This is a genomic window from Pseudomonas sp. NPDC077408 (assembly GCF_050269105.1).
GTDB lineage: Bacteria > Pseudomonadota > Gammaproteobacteria > Pseudomonadales > Pseudomonadaceae > Stutzerimonas.
In genome coordinates this window covers 438,970-457,255 of sequence record NZ_JBNNHS010000002.1, presented here as the reverse complement: position 1 = coordinate 457,255, position 18,286 = coordinate 438,970, and the positions used below count along the sequence as shown (strand labels likewise).

Genomic DNA, 18,286 nt, shown 5'->3' with positions numbered 1-18,286 from the left:
GCTGCAGCTTTAGAACGCGCCGTAGAGGGGCGTGAAGGCTAAAAAACGGTGATCGGCAATCTACAGCGTGTTCCAGAGCGAGTCAAAATCTTCACCCCGTGAAGTCGCCTGGGTGCCCCGTGCTGTGATCGGCGTCTCCTGGGGGGAGGCGGGGAGGCCCACCAACTGATACTCGAACTGGTTATAGCTGCTGGTGCCCGCCTGCCGGCGGCAGAGCATCGCGCGGTGCTCGTCACCGTTCTGGTTGATCTGCACTTTCTGGCCTTCTTGGAAAGGCAAACGGGGGACGATCAGCGTAGCCGGACGCGAGACCACGCTGATTTCCGGCAGGACCAGGGCGCGCAGGTATTCGCTGCCCTGATCGGTCTTGCGCAGCAGGCGAAGCCCGCAGGGCTGCGCTTGGGGCGCGATGAGTTCAACGCCCATCTGCGGCCCGCTGCCGCGGACCTGACGGACCCAGCGCACCACTGCGACGCTCCAGGTCTGGCTGGTGGCGTCCTGCAGGCCGAGCAGCTCGCCAGCCTGGAGTTGGGCCGGGACCTCGCCCGGCCAGGACAGGCAGTAACCGCCTGGGCTCTGGTCGACCCGTTGCACTTCGAATGTTGAAAACGGGCTATCGGCTTTAGGTGGTGCGGCCTCGTCTTCCTCGATCACCTTGGATGGTGCGGTAACCGGGCGGACGAACTCAATATGGTCCTCTTCTGGAAGTCGCTCCTCCTCTACGACCACCTGGGCGTCGAACGCCACGGACCAGACGTCAGGTGCGGCATTGTTCAGCTTGAATACAGCTGATCGAGTCGCGTCAGGGCGTTTCAGCAGCTCGCCGAACGGGCGCTGGCCTGCCAGGTAGTAATGCAATGCGCTCATGCCGATGCACAGGGTCATCGACCCTTGTGTCGGGGCGCGTTGGAAGCTGCGCTCGGAGATGTCACCCCAGGCGGCAGCCAAATGCTGCAATAGATCTGGATTCAACCCTTCGGGGATGGCGAGCGTTTTATTCTCAGTGGCTGGCAACTGCAGGTGCGACTGGATGGCTTTGACCAGAGCATGCGGGTCGATGCCGAGCAGATCGGCGCGTTCGTTGGCAGGGAACATCGATCGATAGCGCGGTGGACCATCGATGCGAGGGGACACGCCGAACAGGCTGGTCGGCCCCAACCCAACCTGCAGTTGGACCAAGGCGCTCCAGGGTTCGAGCAGTTGCGCGAGTTGGCCGATACCTTGCTGCCGCATCTGGTTGCAGCGGGCGCTGCCCAGCATCAGCGCACCGATGTAGCTCTGTTCCGTGCTGAGGCCTGGAACCTGGTAGCACAATTCGTCCTGCACGGGGGTGCGGTGTACGCCTTGGGCGACGGCTATCGCGTACAGCTGATGCAGCTCCAGCCACAGGCCATCAGGCGTCGGGCTGTAGAGCTGGGTGGAGCGCACTAGCATTGCGCAAAGGCTGCGGATGGCCCGCTGCAGAGCAATGGTGAGCAACTGCAGGCGGTCACGTCCAGTCTGTGGGGCCAGCTCGGCGGAGATCAATTTGTAGCCAATCGCGAGATGGTTGTGCAGTGCTTGGCACAGGCTAGCCACTTTGCGCGGGCGTTCGCCGAGCACGATAGGCTGGTTGATGAAGTAGCGTTCCAGTTCCCGGCAGACGAAATGGATTTCTGGTCGCAGCAGCTCGAGCAGCTGCAATCGGTTCGCCGCGGTCGTGCGAAGCTGATTGAGCTCGCGCATGGCCTGGTACAGCTGTCGCGCGGTCTCGCCGAGGTTTGCCTTAGGCAGGCCGGAAAGCCAGCGTCTGACGCCGCGCACGCTGGGTTCGCAGAAGGATAACTCCTGGCAATTCGGCGTCGACACGCGCAACAGTAATGGCTGGCTCTGGTTATCCAAGCGATAAACTCCGTGGCATGCCTGCAGCCGTACCACCAACGGCGGTGGTGAACTGGGGAGGCCCGCCACGCCGTGATATCAATATGCAATCGTTGCGAGCAATCATAGCGAACCCGGAGCAATTGACCAGCGCCCGCCGACCATTGGCGGTGTCAGACCTGAGGTGAGACCGTTGGCGGCGCCACGATGTCATCCTCCGACTTCGCCTGGCCCAGCCCTTCCCCCATGCGGACCGGCGTCAAGGCCCCCAAGTGTTCAGCCCAGCTGACCCGGTCCGGTCCAAACAGCAGGATCACAGTGGAACCGAGCTTGAATCGGCCCATTTCCGCCCCTTTCTCCAGTCGGATGGGCGCCCGCGCTGCTTCGTCGTAGTGAAAGGTCTTGAGCGAACGCTTGGGCGGCGTAACCAGTCCGGCCCACACGGTCTCGATGCTGGCGACGATCATTGCGCCGACTAATACCATGGCCATTGGCCCGTGTTCGGTATCGAACAGGCAGACCACGCGCTCATTGCGAGCGAACAACTCCGGGACGCCTTCAGCGGTGACGGTGTTCACCGAAAAGATGCGGCCCGGTATGTAAACCATTTCCCGCAGGGTGCCGGCCAGTGGCATATGCACCCGATGATAGTCCTTGGGCGATAGGTACACGGTGGCGAAGTCTCCACCCATGAAGGGCGCGGCACGTTGGTGATCGCCGCCGAGCAGTTCCATCACGCTGTAGCTGTGACCCTTGGCTTGAAAGATCCGCCCTTGCTCGATCTTGCCGAGCTGGCTGATGGCGCCATCGCAGGGGTTGAGGACCGCAGCGGGTGTCGGATCGAGTGGGCGAGCGCCGTCTTTCAAGGCGCGGGTAAAGAAGGCATTGAAATGTTCGAAAGCAGTCGGCTCTTCGATCTGAGCTTCGTGCATCGGCACGCCAAAATGACGAATGAACGCCTTGATGAACGTGTTTTTCATCCAGGGCAGGCGGCACTCCGCGAGACAGCCGGCGAGGCGCGAAATCAGATGATGTGGCAGCAGATACTGGCTTAATACAAACAAGCGATCTTTCATGGATAACCTTTTCATTGCTGGATCGGGGTGTCGGGTAGATTGCCCCATTCGCCCCAGGAGCCAGGGTATCCCTTGACGCGCGGATAGCCCAATGCCTTGGCCAGCAGGTAGGTGAAGCCGGAGCGATGATGCGTCTGGCAGTGGGTGACAATTTCTTTGTCGGCGGTGATGCCGAGCGCTTCCAGCCGTTCAGCGATGTCTTCGCGGATGCGCATGGCGCGTGCCGGGTCCATGGCTGCGGTCCACTCGAAGTTGATTGCGCCGGGGATATGCCCCGCGCGCGCCGCGAGCACTTTCTCGCCGCGATACTCTTCCGGCGAGCGCGCATCCCAGATTACCAGGTCGGCGGCGCCGAGCCGGCTTTCGAGATATTCACGGGTCGCGCTAGGGGTTTCGTCAAGCTGGAGGGGGACCGGCCCGCCTGCAGCGACAGGGCTGTCTTGCGACAGAGGGCGCTGTTCCGCCAGCCAGGCGTGCAACCCGCCGTTCAGGTAGTGGTAATGGGAATGGCCGATGACATCAAGCAGCCAGATAAATCGGCCGGCCCAGCCGCCCCCTTCGTCGTCGTACACCACATAGACAGCGTCGGCACGATGCCCCAGCGCACCAAACAGTGCTTCCAGCTGAGGTTTGCCGGGCAGTTGCCCCGGCGCCGGTGGTTGGCCGAGCTGAGTCTGCTTGGGGTCGACGAAGCGTGCGCCAGGCAGGTGGCCCTCGGCGTAGCGGGCCGTACTGGTCAAGTCGACCAGAATCAGCTCGGGAGCATTCAAACGCTCGGCCAGATCGGCCGGTTCGATTACCAGCGGCAGGGTGGAAAAGGCGGACACGGCAAGCCTCGAACAGACAGAAAGGAGCAGTCTAGCGAAAAAATCAGCGGACGCGTTTGCTGAACGTCGTCAGGGCGCGCTCGATGCACTGGACCGTCTTGGTGAAGGCCTGCAAGCCCGTCTCACTGAAAGCGGTGTTGTTCTGATCGACCACCAGCAGCATCACCACCCGGTCTTCCAGGCCGACGGAGCGCAACAGGACATGTTCGCTGGGGAACAGGGCTTTCAATGCGCCGGGCAACAGCGCTGTGAATTGGGCGAGGTTGTCCGGCTTGAGCCGTAATAACGCCGGTTTTTCCAGCAATCTTCGCAACACCTGGCTTTGCTCGGGATCTAGCGTCAGCCGGGCTGCTTCGTTTGGCAGTCCGCCGGCCTGCTGACTGACCAGGCGCTGTTGCTTGCGATCTACCATCAGCAACAGTACGCGCTGCATGCCCGAGCACGTCAGCGCTTTGCAGGAGGTCGCAGTGAGTTGCAGCACATTGTCGAAGGGGCAGGGGTCGCTGAGCAGCTCGCGGCAATGCTCGCGCCATAGGGCCAAGGTTTCGGTGTCGGGCAGCTTCGCGGCCTTTTCCACCTGGAATGTGCTTTCCCATGGCCAGAGTAGCCCCTGGGCCGGATGCCAGAGATCGGTTGGCCCGACCGCGCGGGCGCTGGCGGCCGCTTGCTGATGCGCCATCTGCTGCAGTTCGGCGAGAGGCACCTGCAGGTAGAGTCCAGCGAGCCGCTGCCAGCGCAGGCTGTGGATGCCGCTCCAGCTGTGATGTGCCGAAAGTGCCAGACCGTTTGCGAGCAGGATGGTGTTGCTTGGTAAGGTGAGCCAGCGACGCAGTGTAGGGTCGGCGTCGAGCATCTGTTGCTGGTGCAAGGGATGTTCGTTATCGCGGGCGATGTGCAGTGCCTTGATCAACATGCGCCGATGCTCGTTGAGCAGCCGGTAGCCTTGGGCAATCCAGCCGGGCAGCCCCCAGTGTTCGGCGGTGGCGATGCAGAGCTCCAGCAGCGAGACGCTCAGCAGCGACTGCTCGACCTGGCGGGCCGGCTCGCGTTTGACCAGTACGCGCTGCTCCCAGGTCTCCAACAGTTCCGGGTGTGCGGCGACCAGCGCCCACGCCGGCGAAAGAAACAACAGGCTACTCCAGTGGATTTCCTGCCAGAGTCGCGCCAAGCGTGAAGCAAACAACCCGTTGGCTTGCTGGCTGGCGTGGCTACTGATCAACATCAGCTGGCGCAATGGCGCCGGAATATCGTTTGGCTGAGCGGCTGGCACCCTGGCGAACAGGGCTTCGGCGCGCTTCAGGCCGATGCGACTGAGCGCAACCTCAAGGCTCTCGGCCGGTTTGTTGGTCGATCCGGCGCTGCGGTTGGCTTCGCGGATCACGGTAAGGGCAAGGACCGGACTTTCCTGTATAAGGTCCGAAATCTCGCGCATAGATAAGCTGCTGTCGCCCAGTGCGCGTTTAACACGTGCATAGGGTTCGGCAGCCGCCGGCAGGACAACGGCGTCCAACGCCTTGAGCCAGGCTGCAAGCGTGCGTGGGTATGGTGTCGTAGTCATGGCGCCGCCGAACTAGCATTTCATCGGGATGGCCTTTAGTCTGGCGCAAAAGTTCCGATAACCAGAACAATTCTTTTCATCTGCCCTTCCGCCTGACCCCAATCGAGATCGTGCGATGTCGCACGGCTTGTTTCAGGTGCCCTAAGATCGGGTTTTAGACGTACCTACCTATGGCAAAAATAATCGGCATTATTGTGGTAATCGCCAGTGTTCTTGGCGGTTTCATCCTGTCCGGCGGCAAGGTTGCCGCGCTGATCCACCCGTTCGAGGTGATGATCATCGGTGGTGCCGCACTTGGCGGCTTCCTGCAGGCGAACCCCGGCAGCACGACCAAAATCGTGTTCAAGAAGTCGCTGCAGATGTTTGGCAACCGCTTTACTCACAAGTACTACCTGGAAGTGCTGGGGATGCTCTACGAGGTCCTCAACAAGAGTCGCCGTGAGGGCATGATGGCCATCGAGGCCGACATCGAAGATCCCGCAGCCAGTCCTATATTCAGCAAGTATCCGGCAATTTTGAAGGACGAGCGGATGACCGCGTTCGTCTGCGATTACCTGCGCATCATGTCGTCCGGCAACATGGCTCCGCACGAGCTGGAAGGGCTGTTCGATATGGAACTCAACGGCCTCAAGGAAGAACTCGAGCATCCGTCTCACGCTGTGGCGAAAATCGCCGACGGCTTGCCCGCGATGGGAATCGTGGCCGCGGTGCTGGGCATCGTGATCACCATGTCGATTCTGGCGTCCGCGACCAATGCCGAGATTGGCGAGAAGGTGGCTACGGCGCTGGTGGGTACATTCCTCGGAATTCTTGCTTCCTATGGGTTTTTCGGCCCGCTGGCCGGGGCGCTCGAGCATGACGCCAAGGAAGAGCTCAACCTGTACGAGAGCATCAAGGCGACGTTGGTCGCCTCCGCTTCGGGAATGCCGCCGACACTGGCGGTGGAATTCGGCCGGAAAGTACTTCTGCCGGCGCACCGCCCAAGCTTTGCCGAGCTTGAACAAGCCATGCGTGGCAGCTAAGCGCGACCATGGATAATACCCAACCAATCATCGTCAAGCGGATCAAGAAGGTCGCCGCGGGCCACCACGGTGGCGCTTGGAAGATTGCCTTCGCCGACTTTGCGACCGCCATGATGGCGTTCTTTATGGTGATGTGGCTGATGTCCTCGGCCACGCCCGAACAGAAACGTGCTATTTCGGGCTATTTCCAGGACCCGATTGGCTTCACTGAAAGCGCCAGTCCGCATGTGATCGATCTGGGCGGTACCCCAACGCCTGCGCCGGACCGTACGCTCAACGACGTCGTCGATCCGGCAGTGCAGCAGACCGACGCGGCGATGGATGCGGAGCAGGCGGAAACCTTCGCCGAGCAGTTGGACCGCGAACGTCTGGATCTGCTGCTTCAAGAGTTGCAAAACAAGGTCGACGAAAATCCGGAGCTGACCCGCTTCAAGGATCAGATCCTGTTCGAGATCACTCAGGACGGCTTGCGCATCCAGATCATGGATGCGGCCAATCGTCCTATGTTTGCCCTAGGCAGTGCCCAGTTGCAGCCGTACTTCGAGGATATTCTGCTGGCCATGGCCGATACCATCCGCGCGGTACCGAACAAGATCAGCGTCAGCGGGCACACCGATGCCAAGCCCTATTCTGGGCGCGGCGAATTTGGTAACTGGGAGTTGTCGGCAGGGCGGGCCAATGCAGCTCGGCGCGCCTTGGTTGCGGGTAGCTATCCAGAGGAACAGATTGCCCGGGTGGTGGGCTATGCCTCTTCGGCCTTGTTTGATCGGGAGGACCCGTTGAATCCCGTCAATCGCCGCATCGATATCCTGGTGTTGACCAAGAAAGCGCAGCGCGATATCGAGGGTGAGCAGTCGGACGCGACGGGGAAAGACGCAGCGTCAGAGCCCACTTCCGCAGGTGATATGTCGGCGCCCTCGGCAGCGCCTTCCGCGCCGCTGCAAGCACCGCAGTTGCGCGAGCGGCTGAACATCTTCGAGGACGGCGTGCTGCAATTCGACCAGCCTGGCGGTAACTGAGCCGGGCGGCTCAACCGTTTCTGGTCAAGCAAATGTCAGTAGTCGGCTTCCGGTAGGCTACTGATGATATGTCGGTAACTGGCCATGCGTTGTGGCTGGATTTGCCCCTGCTCCAGTGCCTTGAGCAAAGCGCAGCCCGGCTCGCGGTCATGCTTGCAGTCGCGGAAGCGGCAGTGACCCAGCAGGTCCTGGAACTCGATGAAGCCGGCTTCGACATCAGAGCGGCTTACGTGGCCCAGGCCGAATTCGCGGATGCCCGGGGAGTCGATGAGCTCGCCACCGCCGGGGAAATGAAACAGCCGCGCGGTCGTGGTGGTATGCGTTCCCTTACCGGTCATCTCTGACAGCGCACCCACCCGGGTGTCGACGCCAGGCAAAAGGCTGTTCACCAGCGACGATTTGCCCACCCCGGACTGGCCGACGAATACGCTGACGTGCCCGTCGAGGCGCGCTTGCAGCGCCTCCATGCCGGCACCGTCATGCGCGGACACCTCCATCAGGGGATAGCCCAGGGTGCGGTAGACCGCCAGCAGGGCGTTGAGTGCGCCTTCGTTCTGGGCATCAATCAGGTCTGCCTTGTTCAGCAGCAACAGCGGCGTGATACCGGCATGCTCGGCTGCGATCAGGTAGCGGTCGATGAGATTGGCGTGCGGCTCCGGCAACGGGGCGAAAACGATGACGATCAGGTCGACGTTGGCGGCCACTGGCTTGAGCTGACCGCGAGTGTCTGGCCGGCAGAGCTCGGACTGACGCGGCAGTTGCGCAACGATTACACCGATGCCCTGGTTGCCTGGACGCCAGACCACTCGATCGCCGGTCACCAGCGCTGGCAGGTTTGCACGCAGGTGGCAGCGGAACACCTGACCGCAGTGCTCGCCTTCCTGAGCCTCAACTTCAACCTGCACGCCGAAGTGAGCGATGACCAGGCCGGTCTGTTCTGGGCCGAGATCGCCGCCCTCGAGCTCTTCCACTGTGCGCGATTCCCGCCGCGCCGCGCGCGTGGCGCGTTCTTCCTGGATCTTCTCGATGCGCCAGCTTTGCCGGCGGTTGAGTTGGCGTTTGGCCATTGCGTGGGTGCCCAGGTATGAAAAGAGGGCGAGTCTAACATGCCCGTGAGTACGGGCTGCGGGCCTGTTTTTGCTGGGCTTTTGGCCGGTAGACTAGGCAGTCTCTACCGTTGGCGGCCAGCGCCCATGCCTGTCTCCTCACTTACTCGTTATCCCGCCTTGCTGGCGCTGCTCAGTCAACTGCTGTCGCTGCTGCTCTGCTGGCTGTTGCTGCTTGCGTTGGCGCGACTGCTGGGCTGGCACCTCAGCCTTTTAGGGGCTGCCTGTCTGCAAGGTGCGGTTGCTGCATTGATCGGTCAGCGCCTCGGATTGTCGCGCTGGTGGCTGCCAATCAATCTTGGCTTCGTGCCGGGGCTGGTGCTTCTTCAAGACCATGCGCTGCCACCCTGGTTGTTGCTGGTCGGCTTTCTAATCTTGCTGATGTTGAACTGGAACGCCCTGGCCGAGCGGGTTCCCTTGTATCTCACTGGTTCGGTTGCCGAGCAGCAGCTGGCGCAACGGCTACAGGCGCTGCCCGATGGGTTCAGTTTCGTTGATCTGGGCAGTGGGCTCGGCGGCACCCTCCTGCGGTTGGCGCGGCTTTATCCATCGGCACGTTTCGTCGGTGTCGAGACGGCTCCGCTCACCTTTGCATTGTGCTGGTTGCGCTGTTTGTTCCAGCGCAACTGCCGGGTGCGTTTTCGCAGCTTCTGGCGCGAACCGCTGGCCGGCTACGATGTGGTCTATTGCTTTCTCTCGCCTGCTCCCATGCCCGCGTTGTGGCAGAAGGCTCGGGCCGAGATGAGTCCGGATGCGCTGTTGATCAGTAACAGCTTCGAGGTGCCTGGCGTTGAGGCGCAGGAAACTCTGGCCATCGATGACTGGCGGCGTTCACGCCTGCTGATCTGGCGGCCCGGGGCGGCCCCGCAACCTGACGGCCGCTCCGCGAGCGGCTAAACTGCGCGCCACAGCCAAGGAGTTCACCATGCAGAACCCGCAAAATCTCATCTGGATCGATCTGGAAATGACCGGTCTGGATCCTGACAACGACGTCATCATCGAAATGGCAACCATCGTTACCGACAGTCAGCTCAACGTGCTGGCCGAAGGGCCGGTTATCGCCATCCATCAGAGCGATGAGATCCTTGCCGGTATGGACGAGTGGAATACACGCCAGCATGGCGGCTCCGGCTTGACTCAGCGGGTGCGCGACAGTCAGATCACTACCGAGGACGCCGAGGCGCAGACGCTGGCGTTTCTTGAGCAGTGGGTGCCTAAGGGCAAGTCGCCGATCTGCGGTAACAGCATCTGCCAGGATCGGCGTTTCCTTTACCGCCGCATGCCGCGCCTGGAAGCCTACTTTCACTACCGCAACCTGGACGTTTCGACGCTCAAGGAATTGGCCGCGCGCTGGGCGCCTGAGGTACTGGCTGGTTTCAAAAAAGGTGGTACGCACCTGGCGCTGGACGACATCCGCGAGTCGATTGCCGAGCTGCGCCATTACCGCGAGCACTTCATCAAGCACTGATCACGCCGCAGCATGGCAAAGCCAGAAAAATGCGTGATTTACAAGCTGCGCGCGGCATCAGCGCAGCTTGAAACGGTTACCGGCCCAGTCTTCGCAGTTCGTCTGACTCAACCACCCGCGTACCTTCGCTTTCCTCCAGCGCCAGGCGCCAGAGCGCCCGCGCCAAAGTGCAGGCCGAGATACCCCGGTACTTGCCGGGCAACAGATAGGAGAGCGGGGCGGTCAGCCGTTCGACCGGGCGGACCTGCATGCGTGGCCCGAGCAGCTGCGAAGGTCGCACGATGGTCAGTTGCGGCCAGTTCTGGGCGCGTAGCGCCTGCTCCATCTCGCCTTTGACACGGCAGTAAAAAATAGAACTGGCGGGGTCGGCCCCCAGCGAGCTGATTACCAGCAGGTGTCGCGCGCCCATCTCCCGGGCGCGTTTGGCGAAGGCGATAACCAGATCATGGTCGATGGCGCGAAAGGCGTCCTGGCTGCCTGCTTCCTTCAGTGTGCTACCCAGGCAGCAAAACGCGGTGTCGATGTCACCCGACAGCTCCGGCAGCAGCGTCTGCAGCGGGCCAATCGGGTTCTCAAGCCGCGGGTGTGTGGCTAATTGCCTGCGGCTTGGGGCGAGCACGCACTCTACTGTGGGTTCGTTGAGCAGCCGGTCGAGCAGGTGCTCGCCGGTTAGCCCGGTGGCGCCGGCAAGCAAAATACGCTGTGGCGTCAGATACATGGTTTGGCTTCCTGTGACGATCAGTCAGATGGCGCTGGTTGCTGTCTGCTCAGCACTCGCCAGCGTTCGACAACCTGCTCGGGCGCCCATATCTGCGGCTCCGAAGCTTGATAGTGGTCGGCTTGTTCCCGTTCGGCAACCCTCGCCTGTGCCAGCGTGAATGCCTGCACAATATCCGGAGTTTCCTGCAAGGCCTCGGCAAATAGAGCGCGGCCGAAGTAGGTGAAGTCGCTCTCCTCGGAGCAGCCAAACGACACGCGGTCGGCACGAGCTGCGGTAATGATGAGCGTGTTGGGGCTTTTCAGCGGCTCGATGAACCCGCCGGAATAGCAGGCAGAGATGACAATGATCTTGTTGCGTTCGGCAAGTGGCTGCATCAGCGCCGACAGGTCCGCGGCTGGCAAGTCCTCCAGCGCCAGCCGGGGTTGCGCGAGGACCAACTGATGGTCTGCCGAGCCGTGACTGGTCAAGTAGATGAAGATCAGGTCTTCCGGGCCGCTGCGCTCGGCCAGCCGGGCAATCGCGCGGGAAAGGTTTTCGCGAGTAGCCAATGGCCGGTCGGTGAAGTGGTCGCGGTGGTTGACCAAACTGATCTGACCGCGGGCGGCAAAACGTTCAGCCAGCAGGTCGTCCACGTAGTCGACTTCGCGCAGAAACACGCTTTGCTGTCCATCGCCTGCCAGGGTCAGGCTGTAGAGCTCTGCCGCCGGGGTCGATGGTGGCACTGCGTCAAGAGCGTCCGCCAACAGCTGGCCCTGGTGCAGCAGGCCTATCTCCAGTGGGTCGGCGAGGCGCTTGCCTTGAGCATCCTGGCTTAGGCGGCCGGCCCGCCACGTACCGCTCCGCTTGGTGCCGTCAGCGAGGATGAAGGTTCCCGGCCCATCGAACTGGCCTGCCTGGAAACGACCGACATACTGAGCGCCGTCCGGCTGGCGCAGATCACCTTCGCCGTTGTACTGCCAGCGTGTGAACTGTCCGCTGTAGTGCGTACCATCGATGCCGACATATTCGCCGTTGCCGCTTAGTTCGCCGTGTTTGAACGTGCCTCTCCAGACACTCCCGGCAGCATCTTCGTAGCGCCCCTGGCCATGGAAAAGGTCGTCCTGAAACTGGCCCAGGTAATGCTCGCCGTCGTTGCTACGGTAGAGGCCATCACCGCTGAGTCGGCCGTCGGTGAAGGTGCCGCTGAATACACCGCTGGCGTCGCTACGGGTGCCCTCGCCGTTGGGCTGGCCACTGGCAAACGCGCCTTCATAGCTGATGTCCTCTGCCTCCTGCAATTTGCCGGTGCCGTGATAGAGGCCGTCCTTGAACCCACCTTCGTAGCTCAGGCCGGGTTCGCTGTAGCGGCCCGTGCCGTTGAGGCTTCCTTGCTCGAAATGCCCTTCGTAGACTCCACCGGTGGCGTAGCTGAAGCGGCCCTGGCCATTGAACAGACCTTGTTTGAAGGAGCCTTCGTAGCGGTCGCCATTAGCGCCTTGCCAGGCGCCTCGACCGTGCCACTGTCCATCCTTGAACGATCCAAGGTAGTGGCTGCCGTTGGGATAGTCGATACGCCCTTCGCCCTGCAGCAGGCCATCAATGACCTCGCCCCGGTAACGACCACCATCAGGCAGCACGGCGTCGGCAGGCAACAACGGTTCGCCATCACCGCAGGCGGTCAAAAAGCAGGCGAACAGAAGTGGAGCGAGTTGGCGCATGCGGCTATCCAGAGGGGCGACGCCGCAGTATGCCGCAAACTCAGCGGGGTGCGGCAACGGCGCCCGTCTGGTCAGACAAAGCAGAGCGCCAGGGTCTCAGCAATGTAGGCGGGCTTTTCCACGCCCTCGATTTCCATTACGGCGCGCGACTTGAGCAGCCACTGTCCCGGATTCTTCTCGTAGGCGTCGAGTAGCGTCGCTGCTACGCGAACCCGCGAGCCGACCCTGACTGGCTGGATGAAGCGCAGGCTATCGAGCCCGTAGTTGACCCCCATCTTGGTTCCTTCAGGACGAATCATCAGTTCGTCCATCAACATCGGCAATAGCGAAAGCGACAGGAAGCCGTGGGCGATGGTGCCACCGAACGGGGTTTGCGCAGCTTTCTCCGGGTCGATGTGGATGAACTGGTGATCACCGGTGCAATCGGCGAACTGGTCGACTCGCTGCTGATCGACGGTGAACCATTCGGAGTGGCCTAGCTCTTTGCCAATGTAGTCCTTGAGTTCTGCTACGGGTACTTGCGGCATATATCCTCCGGTGTTTGTTGTTTTGTGCGGATGTGACGCAACGCTAGATCAGCACGCAGCCGAGGGCGAATCAACCAAGCATGGTTCGTGCGAATGGCGCGCCATAGGCTGATAGGGAGCTGTTGCGGGTGTCGTTGTGGCGAGATGCTTATAATTGCGCTCCTTTGCTCTGGAGGCTTCCATGCTGCTACGCGGACTAACCTGGCTGCTGCTGTTCCAACTGCTTGGCACTGCGCTCAACGTAATGGTTCTGCCAATGCTGCCGGGGCCAATCATCGGCTTGCTGTTGCTGTTCGTAGCGCTGCTGGCTCGCGGGCAAGCGAGTGAATCGCTGCAGGTCGCCGCGAGTAGCCTGTTGCGTTATTTGCCCCTGTTGCTGGTGCCGCCCGCTGTGGGTGTGATGGCCTACACCGGGGCGATTCTCGAGGATTTCTGGGCCATCGTCGGCGTACTGGTGCTCTCGCTGGTGGTGTCGTTGGTGTTTACCGGCTGGCTGATGCAAACGCTGATTCGCCGTCAGCAGCGCAAGGCAGGTCGCGCATGATCGCGATGCAGTGGCAGGCGGCTTGGGGTGCGGTCATTCATCACCCCCTGTTTGGCGTGGCGATCACTTTGGCGGCTTTTCAGCTGGCCTATGCGGCCTACGAAAAAACCCGCTGGGTATTCCTGCAGCCAGTGCTGGTGTCGATGGTGGTGGTGGTCGCTACGCTTGTGCTTTGCGGTCTGAGCTATGAGGAGTACCGCGACAGCGCCCAGATGCTGACCGTGCTCCTCGGGCCAACCACCGTGGCACTCGCGGTGCCGCTGTACCTGAATCTGCGGAGGATCCGCGAACTGTTCGGGCCTATCATGCTCACCCTGCTACTGGCCGGCACTGGCGCTACGGCGCTGGGCATGACGCTGGCGTGGGTCTTTGGTGCCGACCAGATGATCCTGATGACCCTGGCGCCCAAGTCGGTTACCTCGCCTATCGCCATGCTGGTGGCCGAGCAGATCGGCGGTGTGGTGGCGCTGGCAGCTGTCTTCGTGATGATCACGGGTATCATCGGCGCGATCATCGGCCCGGAACTGTTGCGCAGGTTTGGCGTTCAGCATCCTGCCGCCCGAGGCATGGCGCTGGGTCTGACTGCGCATGCGGTGGGGACTGCCCAGGCGTTGCAGGAAGGCGACGAGTGCGGCGCGTTTGCAGCACTGGCCATGAGCCTGATGGGCGTGATGACCGCAGTGCTGCTGCCTTTGGCCGTGCTGATGCTGTCGTGAGGAGTTTGAATGAAGCTACCGTTGTTTCCGCTCGATACCGTTTTGTTTCCTGGGTGCACCCTTGATCTGCAGCTCTTCGAGGCGCGCTATCTGGATATGGTCAGCAGCTGCATGAAGGCCGGACATGGATTCGGTGTGGTGCGTCTCATCGAAGGCAGTGAGGTGGGCGTGGCGCCGAGCGAACATGCCCTGACAGGCTGTGAGGCGTTGATTCGCGATTGGCAACAGCGCCCTAATGGCCTGCTGGGCATACGAGTCGAGGGCGGCCGTCGCTTCGATGTGTTGTCGGTCGAGGTACAGCGTGATCAGCTGACCGTTGCCGAGATCAACTGGCGCGAGGAGGGGGACGACCTGCCGCTGAACGATGAGCATCTTGATCTGGCTATTCTGCTGGAAGCGCTCGGTCAGCATCCGCTGGTTGAGGCCTTAGGGATGGGCAGTGCCGCGCAGGGCCAGCGCTCACTGGCGCATCAGCTGGCCTACCTGCTGCCCTTTCAGCCGGAGCAGAAAATCGAACTGTTGCAGCTTGACGATCCAGCGCTGCAATTGCAGCGAATTCAGCGCTGGCTGGAGCAGCTGCAGGGCGAGGCGGTCGAATAAATGTACGGTGTCTGAATGGCGTTGGCGGCACTACTGGTAGCGATACAGCAGCATGGCACCTGGCAATGCCCAGATCGCAAAGGCGCCAATCAGTCCCAGGGTGGCCGGCAGGATCAGCCACCATATTTTCGGCGACAGTCCCGTCATCGGTGCGCGCCATTGCACAAGGGTCAGGCTCGCGGCGCAAATGCTGGCTGCCAACACCGCGCCAGCGATCACATCGGTTGGCCAGTGAACGCCGAGATAGACACGCGACAGTGCAATTGCGGTGGCCGGCAAGGCGCCCAATAGCACCCAGGCCAGGCGCAGGCGCGGTGGCTGGCCCCTGCCAGCGAGAACACCAAGGGTGAGAAAAAAGGCGAATGCTGCCGAGCTGTGACCGCTGGGGAAGCTGAAACTGTGCAGGGGCTCCAGCAGAATTTCCGGGCGGATGCGGCCGAAGGTCGTTTTAAGTGCGCCGTTGGCCAACGCGGTGCCCAGCAGCGTGAGAATGCTGAACGCCGCAGCTCGCCACTGTTTCGTGGCGATCAACAACAGACTCAGCAACACGGCGGCCCACAGCTGGGTTTGGAAGTCGCCGGCTCGTGTGACCACGACCATGAAACGGTCGAAGATCGGGCTGCGCTCGCCCTGAATGACCGTCATCAGCCCTTCGTCGAGTTCCACCAAATAGGGCCAACCAATGAATAGTCCAATCAGAACGGCTGCGCTGAGGCCGGCGGCAAGCGGGGTCACCCAGCGCATCTGATGCAGACTGCCATGCACCACGCCGCCGACGAGCAGAAGCAGAGCGGCGGTCACAACGCCCGCCTCGCTCCAGAAACCCTCTGGCAAGGGCAGTCGCACGGCTGCACCCGCCGCCCAGCCCGGCAGCAGATAGGCCATCGACCAGCCAGCCGCGGCGACCAGGCTGACCAGGAGAAAGCGTCCGAACGGCATGTCGAGCATGCCCGCGGTTACCGGCAACATGGGTCGCAGCGGACCAATGAAGCGTCCTACAAGCAGACTGGCAATGCCGTAGTGCTCGAAGTACAACTCGGCGCGTGTCAGCCATTCTGGGTGGTCGCGTAGGCCGCGGAGACTGCGAATATTCTGATGGTAGCGGCGTCCCAGCCCGTATGAGAGCAGGTCGCCAAGTAGACCGCCGGCATAGCCGAGGAGCAGTGTCTCGCCGAGGCTCAGCACGCCACTGCCGGCGACGACCGCGATGGCAAACACCAGTACGGTGCCGGGCATCAGCAAGCCAATAATGGCGAGGCATTCGAGGCAGGCGACTAAAAACAGGCTAAGGCCAAGCCATTGTGGGTGCTCAGTGAGCCAATTCGAGAGTGCGGTAAGCCATTCCGGCATGGTTGTTTTCCTTGGTCCGAAACGCTTCGACCCGGCACCTGGCGCCTGGGTTTCAAGCGTCTGGTCATGATAACGCTGGGAATTGCCTGGAGCGGTCACTGATCAAACGGCGGATTTCGACGCGCTTGAGTGGTCAGGTGGCACATTCGGTGGCGTGACTGCAGTCGGATGCTTTTCTGCCATTCGCCCGGCGCCGCTGTGCGTGAGGCGCGTGGGTGGCTATAATCAGCCGCTTTCCCTTCAGTCAGGCCAGCCAGACCATGACCGAGTCCGTACTCGACTACATGACCCGCCTCGGTCGCGCCGCGCGCGAGGCGTCGCGCGTGCTAGCGCGTGCCACCACAGCGCAGAAGAACCGGGCCTTGCAAGCCGCCGCCGCCGCGCTTGACGCCGCGCGTGAGGAGCTGGTCCGTGCTAATCGTGAGGACCTCGAGGCTGGGCGTGCCAATGGTCTGGACGAGGCCATGCTCGATCGGCTGGCGCTTACGCCGGCGCGCATCGACGACATGATCGAGGGACTGCGCCAGGTCGCGAACCTGCCTGACCCCATCGGTGAGATACGCGACATGCGCTACCTGCCTTCTGGTATTCAGGTTGGCAAGATGCGCGTGCCGCTGGGCGTGGTTGGGATCATCTACGAGTCACGGCCCAACGTGACCATCGATGCCGCAAGCCTGTGTCTCAAGTCGGGCAACGCCACTATTTTGCGCGGCGGCTCGGAAGCGATCCATTCGAACCAGGCCATTGCTCGCTGCATTCAACTGGGCCTGGCCGAGGCCCAGCTGCCAGCTGCTGCGGTGCAGGTTGTCGAGACCACCGATCGTGCCGCCGTTGGGGCATTGATCACCATGCCGGAATACGTGGATGTGATCGTGCCGCGCGGCGGTAAGGGGCTGATCGAGCGCATCAGTCGCGACGCTAAAGTGCCGGTGATCAAGCATCTGGACGGAATCTGCCACGTGTTCATCGATCAGGCGGCCGACCTCGACAAGGCTGTCCGCATCGCCGACAACGCCAAGACCCAGCGCTATGCGCCGTGCAACACCATGGAAACGCTGTTGGTTCATGCATCCATCGCCGCTCGTGTGTTGCCGCCGCTGGCAGCGATCTATCGGGAGAAGGGCGTCGAGTTGCGTGGCTGCCCGAGGACCTGTGAATTGCTCGGTAGCGATGTGTTAGCTGCCAGCGAAGAGGATTGGTCCACCGAATACAACGCGCCGATCCTGTCGATCCGCATTGTCGATTCCCTGGATGAAGCCATCCAGCACATCAATCGCTACGGTTCGCAGCACACAGACGCGATCGTCACGGAAAACTTCACCGATGCGCGGCGCTTTATTACTGAGGTCGATTCGGCGTCGGTAATGATCAACGCCTCCACTCGTTTTGCCGATGGCTTCGAGTACGGGTTGGGCGCTGAGATCGGCATTTCCACCGATAAACTGCACGCCCGTGGTCCGGTCGGCCTGGAAGGACTGACCAGCGAGAAGTACGTGGTATTCGGCGACGGCCACGTGCGTACTTGATGAGGGCAACTGGCACCCCTCGGCGCATCGGCCTTCTCGGTGGCACCTTTGACCCGGTGCATATCGGGCATTTACGCGGCGCTCTGGAAGTAGCGGAGATGGTCGGGCTCGACGAGGTTCGCCTGGTCCCCAACTACCGACCGCCGCACCGTGAAACGCCATACAGCACTGCGCAGGATCGCTTGAGCATGGTTCGGCTGGCGGTGCAGGACTTGGCTCCGCTTTCGGTCGATGCACGCGAGTTGGAGCGTGACAAGCCGTCTTACACCGTCGACACGCTGGAGTCTTTGCGTGCCGAGCTGGATGATGACGATCAGGTCTTTCTGATCATGGGTTGGGACGCCTTCTGCGGGCTTCCCAGTTGGCATCGCTGGGATCAGCTGCTCGATCATTGCCATATTCTGGTCATGCAGCGGCCGGATGCCGACAGCAAGTCGCCGGAAGCACTGCGGGACCTGCTGGCGGCACGCAGCGTGAACGATCCGCTGACGCTTACCGGCAGCGGTGGGCAAATCGCTTTCGTCTGGCAGGCCCCGCTAGGGGTGTCGGCAACACGTATTCGTCAATTTCTGGCCAGCGGCCGGTCTGTACGCTTTCTCGTACCGGACGCCGTGCTGGCTTATATCAACGCGCACGGACTGTACCGGGCGTCGAACTGAGGTTGTTTCA

Annotated in this window: 18 protein-coding genes; 9 read left to right on the top strand and 9 right to left on the bottom strand. The window is 61.8% G+C overall.

The features are described from left to right. Window positions 1–60: 60 nt before the first annotated feature. The 4 genes from ACQKEK_RS07185 to ACQKEK_RS07170 form a co-directional block, all read right to left on the bottom strand. Entirely contained in the window at window positions 61–1,881 is a 1,821-nt protein-coding gene (locus tag ACQKEK_RS07185; protein WP_499141793.1) for a cyclic-di-GMP receptor FimW-related protein, read from the bottom strand. Window positions 1,882–2,033: 152 nt separating this feature from the next. Continuing rightward, entirely contained in the window at window positions 2,034–2,936 is a 903-nt protein-coding gene (gene asd, locus ACQKEK_RS07180) for an archaetidylserine decarboxylase (protein WP_499141792.1), read from the bottom strand. Window positions 2,937–2,947: 11 nt separating this feature from the next. Next, window positions 2,948–3,763: a rhodanese-like domain-containing protein gene (locus ACQKEK_RS07175; protein ID WP_499141791.1), complete on the bottom strand. Its 816-nt coding sequence runs from the start codon at window positions 3,761–3,763 to the stop codon at window positions 2,948–2,950. A gap of 43 nt (window positions 3,764–3,806) precedes the next feature. After that, on the bottom strand, window positions 3,807–5,321 hold the full coding sequence (locus tag ACQKEK_RS07170) for an HDOD domain-containing protein (protein ID WP_499141790.1): 1,515 nt from the start codon (window positions 5,319–5,321) through the stop codon (window positions 3,807–3,809). A 170-nt stretch (window positions 5,322–5,491) separates the two neighbouring features. Between ACQKEK_RS07170 and motA the strand changes: the two genes are divergently transcribed. Both motA and motB read left to right on the top strand, forming a co-directional pair. Then, window positions 5,492–6,343 (top strand): flagellar motor stator protein MotA, encoded by an 852-nt coding sequence (gene motA / locus ACQKEK_RS07165; protein ID WP_241529311.1) that lies wholly within the window; start codon window positions 5,492–5,494, stop codon window positions 6,341–6,343. A gap of 8 nt (window positions 6,344–6,351) precedes the next feature. Then, window positions 6,352–7,362, top strand: a complete 1,011-nt coding sequence (gene motB / locus ACQKEK_RS07160; protein ID WP_499141789.1) for a flagellar motor protein MotB — start codon at window positions 6,352–6,354, stop codon at window positions 7,360–7,362. Between the two features lie 35 nt (window positions 7,363–7,397). Here motB and rsgA read toward each other — a convergent pair whose 3' ends face one another. Further along, the gene (gene rsgA / locus ACQKEK_RS07155; RefSeq protein ID WP_046161760.1) at window positions 7,398–8,429 is read right to left on the bottom strand and encodes a small ribosomal subunit biogenesis GTPase RsgA; all 1,032 of its coding nucleotides are present in this window, start codon (window positions 8,427–8,429) and stop codon (window positions 7,398–7,400) included. A 126-nt stretch (window positions 8,430–8,555) separates the two neighbouring features. Between rsgA and ACQKEK_RS07150 the strand changes: the two genes are divergently transcribed. Continuing rightward, window positions 8,556–9,365 (top strand): class I SAM-dependent methyltransferase, encoded by an 810-nt coding sequence (locus ACQKEK_RS07150; RefSeq protein WP_499141788.1) that lies wholly within the window; start codon window positions 8,556–8,558, stop codon window positions 9,363–9,365. Window positions 9,366–9,393: 28 nt separating this feature from the next. Continuing rightward, window positions 9,394–9,936, top strand: coding sequence for an oligoribonuclease (orn, locus tag ACQKEK_RS07145; RefSeq protein ID WP_127840206.1), 543 nt, complete (start codon window positions 9,394–9,396; stop codon window positions 9,934–9,936). Between the two features lie 76 nt (window positions 9,937–10,012). Here the strand turns inward: orn and ACQKEK_RS07140 are convergent, their stop codons facing one another. The 3 genes from ACQKEK_RS07140 to ACQKEK_RS07130 form a co-directional block, all read right to left on the bottom strand. After that, window positions 10,013–10,654, bottom strand: a complete 642-nt coding sequence (locus tag ACQKEK_RS07140; protein ID WP_216707132.1) for an oxidoreductase — start codon at window positions 10,652–10,654, stop codon at window positions 10,013–10,015. Between the two features lie 20 nt (window positions 10,655–10,674). Then, window positions 10,675–12,354, bottom strand: coding sequence for a C13 family peptidase (locus tag ACQKEK_RS07135; protein ID WP_499141787.1), 1,680 nt, complete (start codon window positions 12,352–12,354; stop codon window positions 10,675–10,677). 71 nt (window positions 12,355–12,425) lie between these two features. Next, window positions 12,426–12,881: a MaoC family dehydratase gene (locus tag ACQKEK_RS07130; protein ID WP_045424027.1), complete on the bottom strand. Its 456-nt coding sequence runs from the start codon at window positions 12,879–12,881 to the stop codon at window positions 12,426–12,428. A gap of 181 nt (window positions 12,882–13,062) precedes the next feature. Between ACQKEK_RS07130 and ACQKEK_RS07125 the strand changes: the two genes are divergently transcribed. Genes ACQKEK_RS07125 through ACQKEK_RS07115 form a run of 3 tightly spaced genes read left to right on the top strand, consistent with a single transcriptional unit; the run spans window position 13,063 to window position 14,741 of the window. Beyond that, entirely contained in the window at window positions 13,063–13,425 is a 363-nt protein-coding gene (locus tag ACQKEK_RS07125; RefSeq protein WP_046161765.1) for a CidA/LrgA family protein, read from the top strand. Between the two features lie 5 nt (window positions 13,426–13,430). Beyond that, window positions 13,431–14,141, top strand: a complete 711-nt coding sequence (locus ACQKEK_RS07120) for an LrgB family protein (RefSeq protein ID WP_499142224.1) — start codon at window positions 13,431–13,433, stop codon at window positions 14,139–14,141. Between the two features lie 9 nt (window positions 14,142–14,150). Further along, on the top strand, window positions 14,151–14,741 hold the full coding sequence (locus tag ACQKEK_RS07115) for an LON peptidase substrate-binding domain-containing protein (protein WP_499141786.1): 591 nt from the start codon (window positions 14,151–14,153) through the stop codon (window positions 14,739–14,741). 30 nt (window positions 14,742–14,771) lie between these two features. Here the strand turns inward: ACQKEK_RS07115 and ACQKEK_RS07110 are convergent, their stop codons facing one another. Continuing rightward, on the bottom strand, window positions 14,772–16,091 hold the full coding sequence (locus ACQKEK_RS07110) for a bifunctional DedA family/phosphatase PAP2 family protein (protein WP_499141785.1): 1,320 nt from the start codon (window positions 16,089–16,091) through the stop codon (window positions 14,772–14,774). A gap of 260 nt (window positions 16,092–16,351) precedes the next feature. On the opposite strand from ACQKEK_RS07110, the gene ACQKEK_RS07105 reads away from it, so the two are divergent. Next, window positions 16,352–17,617, top strand: a complete 1,266-nt coding sequence (locus ACQKEK_RS07105; RefSeq protein WP_499142223.1) for a glutamate-5-semialdehyde dehydrogenase — start codon at window positions 16,352–16,354, stop codon at window positions 17,615–17,617. Next, the gene (nadD, locus tag ACQKEK_RS07100; protein ID WP_499141784.1) at window positions 17,617–18,276 is read left to right on the top strand and encodes a nicotinate-nucleotide adenylyltransferase; all 660 of its coding nucleotides are present in this window, start codon (window positions 17,617–17,619) and stop codon (window positions 18,274–18,276) included. Before ACQKEK_RS07105 ends, nadD begins: the two co-directional genes overlap by 1 nt. Window positions 18,277–18,286: the final 10 nt, after the last annotated feature.

Coding starts and splice junctions, on each gene's coding strand:
- asd (WP_499141792.1), bottom strand. CDS start 2,936: ATGAAAGATCGCTTGTTTGTATTAAGCCAGTATCTGCTGCCACATCAT.
- ACQKEK_RS07170 (WP_499141790.1), bottom strand. CDS start 5,321: ATGACTACGACACCATACCCACGCACGCTTGCAGCCTGGCTCAAGGCG.
- motA (WP_241529311.1), top strand. CDS start 5,492: ATGGCAAAAATAATCGGCATTATTGTGGTAATCGCCAGTGTTCTTGGC.
- motB (WP_499141789.1), top strand. CDS start 6,352: ATGGATAATACCCAACCAATCATCGTCAAGCGGATCAAGAAGGTCGCC.
- rsgA (WP_046161760.1), bottom strand. CDS start 8,429: ATGGCCAAACGCCAACTCAACCGCCGGCAAAGCTGGCGCATCGAGAAG.
- ACQKEK_RS07150 (WP_499141788.1), top strand. CDS start 8,556: ATGCCTGTCTCCTCACTTACTCGTTATCCCGCCTTGCTGGCGCTGCTC.
- orn (WP_127840206.1), top strand. CDS start 9,394: ATGCAGAACCCGCAAAATCTCATCTGGATCGATCTGGAAATGACCGGT.
- ACQKEK_RS07140 (WP_216707132.1), bottom strand. CDS start 10,654: ATGTATCTGACGCCACAGCGTATTTTGCTTGCCGGCGCCACCGGGCTA.
- ACQKEK_RS07135 (WP_499141787.1), bottom strand. CDS start 12,354: ATGCGCCAACTCGCTCCACTTCTGTTCGCCTGCTTTTTGACCGCCTGC.
- ACQKEK_RS07130 (WP_045424027.1), bottom strand. CDS start 12,881: ATGCCGCAAGTACCCGTAGCAGAACTCAAGGACTACATTGGCAAAGAG.
- ACQKEK_RS07125 (WP_046161765.1), top strand. CDS start 13,063: ATGCTGCTACGCGGACTAACCTGGCTGCTGCTGTTCCAACTGCTTGGC.
- ACQKEK_RS07120 (WP_499142224.1), top strand. CDS start 13,431: ATGCAGTGGCAGGCGGCTTGGGGTGCGGTCATTCATCACCCCCTGTTT.
- ACQKEK_RS07115 (WP_499141786.1), top strand. CDS start 14,151: ATGAAGCTACCGTTGTTTCCGCTCGATACCGTTTTGTTTCCTGGGTGC.
- ACQKEK_RS07110 (WP_499141785.1), bottom strand. CDS start 16,091: ATGCCGGAATGGCTTACCGCACTCTCGAATTGGCTCACTGAGCACCCA.
- ACQKEK_RS07105 (WP_499142223.1), top strand. CDS start 16,352: ATGACCGAGTCCGTACTCGACTACATGACCCGCCTCGGTCGCGCCGCG.
- nadD (WP_499141784.1), top strand. CDS start 17,617: ATGAGGGCAACTGGCACCCCTCGGCGCATCGGCCTTCTCGGTGGCACC.